The sequence below is a fragment of the Arthrobacter ipis genome (assembly GCF_014694315.1).
GTDB lineage: Bacteria > Actinomycetota > Actinomycetes > Actinomycetales > Micrococcaceae > Arthrobacter > Arthrobacter ipis.
This window is the reverse complement of record NZ_JAAOXD010000001.1, coordinates 654,652-666,471: the sequence shown is the minus strand read 5'-3', so window position 1 is coordinate 666,471 and position 11,820 is coordinate 654,652. Positions and strand designations below refer to the sequence as shown.

The window sequence follows — 11,820 nt, the reverse complement described above, 5'->3', positions numbered from 1 at the left end:
ATTCTCCCACGCCCCGCCCGCCGGAGTTTTTGTCCAAATGTCGTGCCCAAAGGGCCTCAAAGTCGCGACAAGTGGACAAAAACTCCGGCGTGGTGCGGATGGGGGTGGATGCCCCGGGCGTCAGCGCGAAACGTCAGCCGGCGGCGGTCAGGAACTTCTTCAGCAGCGGGCCGGAGGTGGTGGCGCCGAGCCCGCCGTCCTCAACGAACACGGCAACTGCCAGGTCCCCGTGCACGGCGATGATCCAGGCGTGCGTCTTGGGCGGGTTGGCGTTGCCGAACTCCGCGGTTCCCGTTTTGGCACCGACGGGTTCGCCGGGGACCTCGGCCAGGAATCCGGCGTGGCCGGAAGTCACCACTGCCCGCATCATGTCTGCGAGGGCCGCGGCCTCCGCTTTGGTGACGGGCGTCTGGGCGGTCTTGGCCGGGGCTTCCGCTGTAACGGTCGACGACGGGGCGGAGCCTTCCGGTGTCGGCGCCGGGCTGGCCGACGATGTTTCCCGAGCCGTCTCCTCCACCAGGACCGGGGAAACGGGCGAGCCCTTCGCCACCGAGCCTGCCATCACGGCTGCCGACAGCGGGGACATCAGCACCCGGCCCTGGCCGATCATGGCTGCCGCGTGCTCAGTTCCTTCGGCCTCGCCGGGAACGGAGCCGAGGAACGCCTCGGCGCCCAGCTTCGGTGCCTCCACAGCCACCCCGAGGGAGGTAGCGGCCGACTCCAGCTGGGCCTGGGTGACTTTGTCTCGGGCGGCGATGAAGGCGGTGTTGCAGGAGTGGGCGAAGGCATCACGCAGGGTCACGGATCCGAGCGAGTCCTTGGGATAGCCCTCGGCGTTCTTGAATTTCCTGCCGTCGACGGTGAGCGTGGGCGTGCATTCAACGGTGGAATCGGGGGTGAATCCGTTGCGAATCATGGCGAGGGAGTCCACCACCTTGAAAGTGGATCCCGGCGCGTACTGGCCGAGCATGGCGGTGTTGTAGCCGTTGCTCCCGGGTCCGGATGCGGCGGCCAGGACGGCTCCCGTGGACGGCCGGATCGCCACGATGGCGGACGCCGGCTTGATGTCGGCCAAGGTGTCCTCCGCGAGCTGCTGCAGCTTCGTGTCGAGGGTGGTCTGCAACGGCGTGCCGGGAACTCCCTGCACCTCAAAGACCGTGCGCCGCGGGTCCGTGGGTGCGGCCTGGATCTCTTCCCGGGTCAGATCGGCGCGCTGCACCCGGACGACGGTGCCGTCCGTGCCGCGGAGCTGGGCGTCGTACTGCTGCTGGAGTCCGCCGGTGCCGATCACGTCACCGGCGGTCAGGGTCCCGTTGGACTTTTCAATCTGCTCGGCGCTGGCTTCGCCCACCGTGCCGAGGACAGCCCGCGCGAAGTTCCGCGTCGGTGCCAGCGGCAGTTCGTCCGGGATGGCCCGGCCACCGGGGATGGCCTCGATCTCCGCGTCGGTCACTGCACGGTCACTGGTGTTGCGCAGGGTGATGGCCGGAACGAACGCTTCCGCGCCGGACGCCGCCACCTGCTGCACGTAGGCCGCGGGATCCACGCCCACCAGCTTGGCGAGCTTGGTGGCCGAATCTGCGGCATCGGCGCCACCCAACTGGGGCTTGTCGATGCCTACGTTGACCACCGGGCGCAACGTCACGAGCTTCTGGTTGCCGGCACCGAGAATGTCGGCGCGCGGGGACGGTTGGGTGGCTTTGCTGAGAATCTCCCCTTCAGCCAAGTTGGGGACGAGTAGCCCGGGCGACCAGACGGTAAGCCACTTGTCGCCGGACTTCCGCAGGTCGGCCGAGACGGTGTACTTCCACTCGCCGGTGGAAATCTTCCAGCTGTAGTTCAGCGGTATCCGGGCGGTGTCACCGTCGAGCGTCAGCTCGCCGGCTTGGACCGAGGGCTTGGCCGGCGCCAGCGCCTTGAAGACCTGGTTGAGCTGGTCGTTGGCCACTGCCGAGTCTCGGCCGTCGAAGGCCACCGGGCGGAGGTCGAGGCCGGCGACGGCGGAAGCCAGCTGCTTCGCCGCGGCTTCCGCGCCGCCGCGGCCGTCGTCGCAGGCCACCAGTGAGCCGCTGAGTATTAGACCGGCAAGGACAAGTGAAAGTTTTTTAGTGTTCCCCACTGCGTTATTATCCCCCGGCGGCGGCCCCGCGCCAGCCACGCCACAGCGACACCCGTTCGCGCTTGCGGGAGAATCGCGGGCTAAAGGCCAAGGGCAGGGACGTCCAATCCAAATATGTCCTTGAGAGCGTATTTCGCCGCGTGGAACCCGGGCATGCCGGTGACGCCGGGTCCCGGCGGCGTCGAGGAGGAGCAAAGATACACGCCGCGGGCGGGAGTGCGCCATGGAACGGGCGAGACGACCGGACGCTGGATCAGCCCCCGGGGATCCAGGAGGCCGGCGCTGAAGTCACCGCCGACGTAGTTTTCGTTGTAGGCGGCCAGTTCAGCCGCCGTCGTCACCTTGTACCGCACCACCAGGTCACGGAACCCGGGCGCGAAGCGTTCCAGCTGGTTCATCACAGCCCGGCCCATGTCCACCGTGGACCCCGCTGGCACATGGCAGTAGGTCCAGAGGATATGCCTGCTTTCCGGCGCGCGGCCGGCGTCAACGACGGATGGCTGCGAGACCAGGACGTAGGGCCGCTCCGGGTGCCGGCCCTGGGACACGGCGTTCTCCGCCTCGGCCATCTCCGCCCGTGTGCCGCCCACGTGCACCGTTCCGGCCCCTTCCAGTCCTGCAGCTGCCCATGGCACGGGCCCGGACAGGATGAAGTCCACCTTGCACGCGCCGTTACCGAACCGGAAGGACTCCAGCGCGCGGCGGTAGGAGGCGGGCAGGCGGCTGCCGGCGATCCGTGCGAGGGCGGGCGGCGCAACGTCCAGCAGCACCGCCTTCGCCGGTTCGAGCTCCGCCAGCGAGGTGACACGGAAACCCGTCTGCAGCACACCGCCGTGGGCCTCAACGTCCGTGGCCATCGCTTCGGCGATCGCAGAGGATCCGCCCACCGGAATGGGCCAGCCCCCGCTGTGCGCCAAAGCGTTGAGTAACAGGCCGGCCCCCGCCCCGGACAGCGACGGCAGCCGCCCCACGACGTGGGCGGCCACACCGCTGACCAGCGCAGGTGCCCTGTCCTCCCGGAACCGCAAATTCCACGACGGCGATCCCTGCTCGAGGGTCCGCAGACCCAGAACGGCAGCGGCCAGCGGGTGGCCGGGAACCCTCAGCAACTGGTCGGACGTGGTCTGCACAATCCCGTCAATGTGCCGCACCAGCGGAGCGAGGAGCCTGCGGTAGGCGCGGCCGTCCCGGCCCAGCTCGTCGGCGGTCCGGTCGAGCGAGCGGTACGCGAGGGCCGAGCGGCCACCGTCCAACGGGGAGCCGAACTGCACCGGGGGAAGCTGCAGGTCCACCCGCCGCGCCAGCTCGAAGGCCCGGAAAAAGGGCGAGGCCAGAGCCATCGGGTGAACGGCCGAGCAGACGTCGTGCCAGTGCCCTTCCTCTATGACCTGCGACGTCCGGGAGCCCCCACCGAGCTGGTCCGCGGCCTCATAGACGTGCACCTTGAGTCCCGCCCGCGCCATGACGACGGCGGCGGCGAGTCCGTTAGGTCCGGAACCAACGACGGCGACGTCAGGCATCGCGGGCCACCGTCCGCCACGGAACCAGAGACGCAGAGGGACGGAGCAGATCGATCCGCAGGCTGTCCGCGGCGTTGTCGAAGGGACCGCCATGAGGGTCGTCCATGGCGTGCCGCCGGATCGGATCGTAGCGGGGGTCCCAGATGTCCCAGGCAACCCGCAGCATGAGATATGCAGTTGCAAGCATATGGGCGACGACGGCCAGGACGTAGTAGGGCATGTCGATGTTGTGCTGTGATACGCCGCCGCTGGTCACTTGGCCAAGATACATCCAGATGGCGGCCCAATGCAGCCCCTCGATGCCCTGCCAGACCAGGAAGTCACGCCACTTCGGCCGGGCGAGGGCAAGCAGCGGCACCAGCCACAGGACAAACTGGGGTGAGTAGACCTTATTGGTGAGGATGAAGGCCGCCACGATGAGGAAGGTCAGCTGCGCAATCCGCGGGCGTTGCGGGGCGGTCAGGGCCAGGACCGCAATGAGGACGCACGCAAGCAGGAACACATTCAGAGCCAGCGTGTTGATGGCCTCCGGCGTAAGGAGCGTCCAGCGCACCCGCCCGGCCACCAGGTTGTAAGCAAACCAGGGCGAGCTGTAGCCGGCGGGACGGTCCTGCGTGAACTCGAAAAAGTACTTCCAGCCGGCCGGGTCCCGCGCGGCAATGGGCAGATTGACGGCAAGCCAGGCCGCGGCGGCGGATGCTGCCGGGACAAGGAACGCACGGATCTTCCCTGTGCGCAGGGCCAACAGGAAGATGGCGCCGAAAACAAGGACGGGATAGAGCTTGGTGGCAGTCCCGAGCCCGATCAGGACGCCGGCCAGGACCAGCCGATCCCGGGAGAGGAAGTACATGCCGAGGGCCAGCATTGCCACAGCCCACATGTCCCAGTTGATCACTCCGGCGAGGACGATGCCCGGCGCCAGGGCCACCATGGCCGCGTCCCAGGGCCGGCGGCGGGACATGCGGGCCGTGGCCAGCACGGTGACAATCCAGACGGCGGCAATCAGGGTGGAGTTGACATCGAAGTAACCGAGGATGCGGGCGTCGGTGACCCCCTCGCCGGGCACCAGGCGGGCCGTAATGCCGGCAATCAGGCCCATCAGGACCGGATACTCGAAAAAGGCATCCGGCGTGAAAAACGGAAAGGCCCCGTCGCCCAGGCCCCGGTTGCGGAACAGCTCCGGGAAGTCCGAATAGCAGGTCGCGTAGAACTGCGACGGCGTCTCCCAGCCGTTCACGCGGCAGTAATCCTTAACGGCGATGGCAGCGAGGGCGGCGAGCACGGTCAGGATGATCAGCACGCGTTCCACTGTGAAGAAGCCGGGCGCGACCACCCCTGGGGCAGACCGCCGGCCCAGGGGCCCGCCGATGAGCTCGGTGAAGTTGCGCAGGAGCCGGTCGCTGCGGCTCGGCACCACCATGCGCACGAGCTTTCGATCGGGCGGCGGTTGTGTCTCCTGCATGGTCTCGAGCTTACCCACGTTAAAAGAAGGGAGCCCGCGCCAAGCCGCGCGGGCTCCCTTCGAAAACTGCTGACCGATGTGGCCCACCGGATCCTCCTCGTTGGATCGAAGCCGCGGATCGAGAACTGCGAAGGGTGTGGGTTCAGCGCATACCGCTCATCTGCTGATGCATGAGCACAGAGACGTCCTCCCGTTTCTGGTCCAGCAGCTGGCCGTCGAACCGTGACTGCTGGACCGTTGCGGGCTCGGGACCGGAAAGGCCGGCATCACCGCCGGAACCACGGTCGGAGAAAACCTCCTGTAATTTGCGGAGCATGGTTTTTCACCTCCCTTCATAAAGTGATGAAAAGAATGCGGGCGCGGCAATTAGAGCCATTCGGGGATGCAAAGAAATGGCCGTAAAAGGGCAAAGAAATGCCCGGTAAGGGAATGGAATCGGAAAAGCGGCACAGGCCCGCGGAACGGCAGCGCGGCAGGCCCAACAGGAAGCGGGTTCCGAATTATGGGGGAGCTGCGCAACCGCGTGGTTCCGCTACGGCAGACCGCCGGGGTCAGAGTTTCTGGGAAAGCGGCAGAATTGACTGCCGCTGGCCGCCTGCGCTCCCCTTACAAGTGGGAGAAGGTCAGGGCCGTCAGAATCAGGCTCGGGCGAGTCCGTGAAGAGGGCGCGGGTCAGCAACGAAGGCCGGGAACGCGGTAATGGTCATCTTCCATCCGCTAGTCAAAGTAATCATTTTTCCCAACCTCCTTTTCAGCTCTGCCGGTGCCGGCTGACTGGCCGGGCAACGTGCGCCATGGACCCTGGCGGATCGCTCTGGGGTCAGGAATAAAAGTACACCACGTATGATCTGGTTGACTACTTATTTTCCAAAAATTCGAAAAACAAATGCTAAGGAACCTTTTAGAGGCCCCAGCGGACAATGGCAGGCGTCCTTTTATCCCAGCCCAGGGTGCAAACTTTTGCTGTTCCCAGAATAAAGTGCCGCCCCTCTTCAGGTTCGAGTTCCAGCCAGCGGGCGGTGAGGATGCGGGAAAAGTGGCCGTGGGCCACAATCAGGACGTTGTCCAGCCCTGACTCCAGCACCCGGGCCACGATCTTGTCTGCCCGGGCAGCCACATCATGCAGCTTTTCGCCGTTGGGAACCCCGTGCGTCCAGATCAGGTAGTCGGGGTTGTCCTTGCGGATCAGGTCCGAGCTGATGCCCTCATAGTCTCCGTAGTCCCATTCCACGGCGAGCGGTTCGTGGACGGCATCCGGGAACCCGGCGAGTTCCGCGGTGCGCCGGGCGCGGCGCAGCGGAGAGGTCAGGACCAGGTCGAAATCAACGCTGTCCAGGATTCTGCGGGCCTCGACTGCCTGCTGCTCGCCCTCCACGGTCAGTGGCAGGTCCGTCAGCCCGGTGTATTGGCCGCTCTTGGACCATTCGGTTTCGCCGTGCCGCAGGATCCAGAGCTGGGGTCGGGCGATGTTGGCGGCGTTCACTTGGACTCCTCGGTTAGGGAAGATTCGACGTCGGCAGGAGAGCCGGGCGACACAGAAGTAGCAGGAGCGTCGGGAGACTCAGATGTGGCAGGGGCAACGGCTTCGGGCTGCTCAGCCCACCAGGCCCGGAGCCGGGACTCGGCGTCAGCAGGGTCCAGCGGGCCGTTTTCCATCCGTTCCTCCAGCAGGAACTTGTACGCCCTGCCCACGACGGGCCCGGGCTTGAGATCCAGCAAGGCCATGATCTCGGCGCCGTTCAGGTCCGGACGGACCGCATCCAGGGATTCCTGCTCGCGGAGGGCGGCAATCCGGGATTCGAGGTCATCGTAGGCAAAGGACAGCCGGTCGGCTTTGCGCTGGTTGCGTGTGGTGACGTCGGAGCGGGTGAGGCAGTGCAGGCGCTCCAGCAGGGGCCCGGCGTCGGTCACGTAGCGGCGCACGGCCGAGTCGCTCCAGCCGGCCTCGCCGTAGCCGTAGAAGCGCATGTGCAGTTCCACGAGGCGGGCCACCGCCTTGATGGTGTCGTTGTCGAAGCGCAGCGTCTTCATCCGCTTCGTCGTCAGTTTGGACCCCACCATGTCGTGGTGGCGGAAGCTGACCGCGCCGCCCGGTTCGAACCGGCGCGTAGCCGGCTTCCCGACGTCGTGCATCAGCGCCGCAAACCGCAGGACAAAGTCGGGGCCGGGGACGGCGCCGTCGGAATCAGTCTCCAGGGCGGCCGCCTGCTCCAGGACCTGGAGGGAGTGCTGGTAGACGTCCTTGTGGCGGTGGTGTTCGTCCGCTTCGAGCCGAAGCGCGGACACCTCGGGCAGCACGAACTCGGCGAGGCCGGTATCCACAAGCAGGTCGATGCCCACGCGGGGATGCTGCCCGCAGACGAGTTTGACCAGCTCATCGCGGACGCGCTCGGCCGAGATGATGCTGATGCGCTCGGCCATCCGGGTCATGGCAACGCGGACATCGTCTCGCACGGACACTCCCAGCTGGGACGCAAACCGCGCGGCCCGCATCATCCGCAGCGGATCGTCGGAGAAGGACGCCTCGGGTGCACCAGGGGTGGCCAGCACGGAGGCGTGCAGGTCGCGGACTCCGCCAAACGGGTCCACCAGTTCCAGCGAGGGCAGCCGCAGGGCCATGGCGTTGATGGTGAAGTCGCGGCGCAGCAGGTCGTCCGTGAGGGAGGAGCCGAAGGCCACCACGGGCTTCCGGGACTCTGGGTCGTACGCTTCGGCCCGGTAGGTGGTGATTTCGATCTGGAAGCCGGCCTTGCGCATGCCGATCGTTCCGAAGGCACGGCCGATCTCCCAGAAGTTGTCCGCCCACTTCCTGATCAGCGCCACGGTCTGGTCCGGCGTCGCATCCGTCGTGAAATCGAGGTCGGGGGAGGTGCGGCCCAGGAAGAGGTCCCGGACCGGGCCGCCGACGAGCGACAGCTCATGACCGGCGTCCACGAACCGCTGACCGAGCTCCAGGACCACCGGGTCCACCTGGAAGTCAACGGTGTGAAGATCAGTCTTTTGATGTGCGTGCGCCATAGTTACTTAAGCTTGTCAGAAAACCGACCCCCACCGTACCAAATCCCGTCATTGTGCGACGGCGCCGGCAAAGCCCGTCACATGCAGTCCACCCGGAAGCCATGTCCCGGTCATCACGGCGGGGCAAGAGTCGTTAGAGTGGACTGCATGGCCCATCCAGTACCGAGCGCTCCCGGCAGGAGGACGAACCCACCATTGCCGTCGGCAATCGGTGCCCATGTCGCGCCTGCACCGCACTCGGCCCCGGCCTCGCTCCCCACCGTCGAGGAGGTCTCCGCCGGAGGCGTCGTGGTGGACACCTCCGACGACGAACTGAGGGTAGCGATTATTGCCCGCCTTAACAGGGGCGGACGGCTGGAGTGGTGCCTGCCCAAGGGCCACCCCGAGGGCCGGGAAAACAACGAGGAAGCCGCGGTCCGTGAGATTGCCGAGGAAACCGGCATCGACGGCAAGATCCTGGCCCCGCTGGGCAGCATCGATTATTGGTTTACCGTCAGCGGGCACCGCGTGCACAAGACGGTGCACCACTACTTGCTGCGCGCCACCGGCGGCGAACTCACCATCGAAAACGATCCTGACAAGGAAGCGGTTGATGTTGCCTGGGTTCCCATCCATGAGCTTGCGCGCAAGCTTTCGTTCCCCAATGAACGCCGCATCGCCGACCTGGCACGCGAAGTCCTTCCCGAGCACCTCTGACCGTCCGGCAATGCCTGCCGGATACCCCCGTGCGTGCCGCGATATCAGCGCCCAGGTGAGACGATGAAGACGATGTCAGCCGCCAATCCGTCCTCCGACCAGCCCGCGCAGCCGGGCGAAACACCGCCCGGTGTAGCGCCCGCCAGCGAGGCAGCCTCCAGTGCCGCGCAACCCGGCGAGGCCCGTTCCAGCGCCATCATGGCTGCCGGGACGCTGGTGTCGCGTGTGCTGGGATTCGGCAAGACCTGGATGCTCGGCGCCGCGCTGGGTCTGGGCTCGACCGTTAATGACACGTTCATCAACGCCAACAACCTGCCCAACCTGATCTTCCTGCTCGTGGCCGGCGGGGTGTTCAACGCCGTGCTGGTCCCGCAGATCATCAAAGCCAGCAAGGCTCCGGACAGGGGAGCGGACTACATCAGCAGGCTGCTCACGCTGGCAGTTCTCGTCCTTCTGTCCCTGACCCTGCTGGTCACGCTGTTAGCGCCGGCCGTCATCGAACTCACCACGCAGGGCTACTCGCCGCAGCAAAAGGCACTGGCTGTTACCTTCGCCTTCTGGTGCCTGCCGCAGATCTTCTTCTATGGCCTCTACGCGCTGCTGACGCAGGTCCTCAATGCCAACGGCGCCTTCGGCCCGGCCATGTGGGCCCCCATCCTGAACAACATCGTGGCCATTGCCGGCCTTGGCATGTTCATCTGGATCTTCGGCGCCAACAATGTCAACCGGCACTCGCTGGATAACTGGGGTGCGTCCCAGACGTTCTTCGTCGCCGGCTTCTCCACCATCGGCGTCCTCTCCCAGACCGCCATCCTCCTGATCCCGGTATTCCGGCTGAAGTTGGGGCTGCGGCCGCGCTTTGGCTGGCGCGGGGTGGGGCTGGGCCATGCCGCCAGGCTAAGTGTCTGGACGCTCCTGACCGCGGCTGCCGGGCAGCTCGCGTTCCTGTACGTCATGCGCATCGCCACCATCCCCGGAGCCGAGCGGCTCCGGCTGCAGGAGGCCGGCGACCCCGCCGGTGACATGCTTCCGGGCAACGCGGTCCTGGAAGTGGCCAGCCAGCTGTACCTTCTCCCGCACTCGATAATCGCTCTCTCCCTCGCCACGGTGCTGTTCAACCGGATGACCCGGGCTTCCCAGGACGGGAACCGCGCGGAGCTCCGCGAAGCCCTGTCGCAAGGGCTGCGGACCATGGCCGTGGCGACCGTCTTCGGTGCGCTGGCGCTGTTCGCCCTCGCCGGGCCGCTGGGCATGTTCTTCTCCGGCGGTGCCCGTACGGACGGCGTAATGCTGGCGCAGACGCTTACCATCCTGGCGCTGAGCACCCCGTTCATGAGCGCCAACTTCATGATGTCCCGGGTCTTCTACGCCAACGAGGACGCGCGCACGCCGTTCTACATCCAGCTGGTCCTGGCCCTGGTGAATGTGGTGGCGGCGTTCTTCATCCAGTTCCTGCCGTTCGACCAGATTATTTTCGCCATCGCCGTCCTTTACACCGCGGGGAACATCCTCTCGGTGGTCGTCTCCGCCATTTTCCTGCGCCGCCTGCTGGGGCACCTGGACGGTCCGCGGATCGTCAACTCATACATCCGTATGGGCTACGCCGCCCTCGGCTCGGCCATCGCCGGTGTGGGTGGGCTGTGGCTTATGGGCAGCTACAGCCCGGTGGGCTTCGCCTGGAGTAGCCGGCCGGCCGCCCTGGCGACCATCATCGTGGTCGGGCCCGTCATGCTGGCGGTGTACCTGCTGCTGCTGAAGCTGTTCCGCGTCACCGAGCTGCGCGATCTGCTGCGGCCGTTGCTGGGGCGGCTGGGCCGCGGTTCCGGCGGGGATTCCGGTGCACCGGCAGCTGCTCCCGCTGCCGCGGCTAACGCCGGGGTTTCGGCTGCCGGGGCGTCCGCTGGCACTGCTGCACTGCGGCGTCCGACGCCGGAACGCGCCACGGTCTCTTCGGACACCGGCCTGATTCCCCGGATTTCCGGCGAGTTCGATTCCGCCTCCTTCCGCGCCGGGCCGGCGCCGCAGCCGAAAGATTACGACGCCGCCACTTACCTTCCTGAGGAAGACGTCCCCGGGACGGCCCGTGGAAACGCCCTCCGCGGGGAGATCCCACTCCCCGGCCGCCGGACCTACCAGGGAACCCCCGGACAGAACCCCCACTTCCCGTCACGGCGGAGGAAGAAAAAGTAGCCCGGGAGGCAGCCAGCCAGCCCCGTCATCCGCGGCCGTGGCACAGCATCGGCTAGGATCGAGGGGAACTAAGGTAGTTGCAGACCACGGGTCCGCCGGCGCGCCGGAGGCCTTTCAGGGCGATGCATCGCCAGGGCCAGAAGCATTTCCCGGACAGGCTAGGAGGAACACGTGTCCCACCCGATCGATGTCGGATCAGTACTTGGCGGCCGCTACAAGGTCACGGCCACAGTGCTGAGCTCGCATGACCAGGATCTGGTGCTGGACGGTGTGGACCAGGTGCTGAACCGTTCGGTCAGCATCCTGGTGGCCGGCCCGTACAACGCCGATCAGGTGGCTCAAAGTGCCCGCGAAGTGGCCACGGGGGAGCGCCCCGGGAACGTGCAGATTTTGGACCTTGGTGTCAGCGACGCCACGACCTACCTGATCACCAACCACACCTCCGCCGCTGACCTGCTGGACCTTGTGGTTGCTTCCAATCCGCCCTACGTGGAGCCCTTCTTTACGGACACCCTGGGCAGCGAGATCTTCGGCCAGGCGCGCTCCCACGAACCCGAAACCTACGACGAAGACGACGAGGTCGAAGCCGGGTACATCAACTACAGCGAAGGCCAGTCCGGGCCGGGCGAGCAGTACCCTGCCACCGCCCCGGCCCCTGCCGGCGGCCGGTCCACCCACGGGGCAGCGGCTCCGCAGGGGCGCGGGCAGCAGGCTCCTGCGCAGGCACCCACAGCCCCGGTGCGGAAGGCTCCCGTCGTGCCGCCGCTTCCGGCCGCCCGCCCCGTCGCGGGTCCGGCAGCCGGTGCAGCCGCCGC

Annotated in this window: 8 protein-coding genes and 1 pseudogene; 3 read left to right on the top strand and 6 right to left on the bottom strand. The window is 66.7% G+C overall.

The features are described 5' to 3' along the window. Positions 1-133: 133 nt before the first annotated feature. From G9E11_RS03175 to G9E11_RS03150, 6 genes are all read right to left on the bottom strand, one after another. Positions 134-2,119, bottom strand: coding sequence for a penicillin-binding transpeptidase domain-containing protein (locus G9E11_RS03175; protein WP_190602833.1), 1,986 nt, complete (start codon positions 2,117-2,119; stop codon positions 134-136). 80 nt (positions 2,120-2,199) lie between these two features. Continuing rightward, positions 2,200-3,639, bottom strand: a complete 1,440-nt coding sequence (locus tag G9E11_RS03170) for a phytoene desaturase family protein (protein ID WP_190602831.1) — start codon at positions 3,637-3,639, stop codon at positions 2,200-2,202. Further along, positions 3,632-5,101 carry a glycosyltransferase family 87 protein gene (locus G9E11_RS03165; RefSeq protein ID WP_190602829.1) on the bottom strand — a complete coding sequence of 490 codons (1,470 nt, stop codon included), beginning with the start codon at positions 5,099-5,101 and terminating at the stop codon, positions 3,632-3,634. The genes G9E11_RS03170 and G9E11_RS03165 overlap by 8 nt, the downstream gene beginning before the upstream one ends. Positions 5,102-5,243: 142 nt before the next feature. Further along, the gene (locus tag G9E11_RS03160; protein ID WP_190602827.1) at positions 5,244-5,417 is read right to left on the bottom strand and encodes a hypothetical protein; all 174 of its coding nucleotides are present in this window, start codon (positions 5,415-5,417) and stop codon (positions 5,244-5,246) included. A 585-nt stretch (positions 5,418-6,002) separates the two neighbouring features. After that, positions 6,003-6,584, bottom strand: a complete 582-nt coding sequence (locus tag G9E11_RS03155; protein ID WP_102972578.1) for a histidine phosphatase family protein — start codon at positions 6,582-6,584, stop codon at positions 6,003-6,005. Next, complete coding sequence (locus G9E11_RS03150; RefSeq protein ID WP_190602825.1) at positions 6,581-8,119, bottom strand: CCA tRNA nucleotidyltransferase; 1,539 nt, start codon at positions 8,117-8,119, stop codon at positions 6,581-6,583. The genes G9E11_RS03155 and G9E11_RS03150 overlap by 4 nt, the downstream gene beginning before the upstream one ends. A 195-nt stretch (positions 8,120-8,314) precedes the next feature. Between G9E11_RS03150 and G9E11_RS03145 the strand changes: the two genes are divergently transcribed. From G9E11_RS03145 to G9E11_RS20750, 3 genes and pseudogenes are all read left to right on the top strand, one after another. Next, complete coding sequence (locus tag G9E11_RS03145; RefSeq protein ID WP_190603610.1) at positions 8,315-8,815, top strand: NUDIX hydrolase; 501 nt, start codon at positions 8,315-8,317, stop codon at positions 8,813-8,815. Positions 8,816-8,887: 72 nt separating this feature from the next. After that, positions 8,888-11,005 carry a murein biosynthesis integral membrane protein MurJ gene (gene murJ / locus G9E11_RS03140; protein ID WP_190603609.1) on the top strand — a complete coding sequence of 706 codons (2,118 nt, stop codon included), beginning with the start codon at positions 8,888-8,890 and terminating at the stop codon, positions 11,003-11,005. 171 nt (positions 11,006-11,176) lie between these two features. Further along, positions 11,177-11,820: pseudogene (locus G9E11_RS20750) on the top strand (ABC transporter substrate-binding protein); the annotation flags it as partial.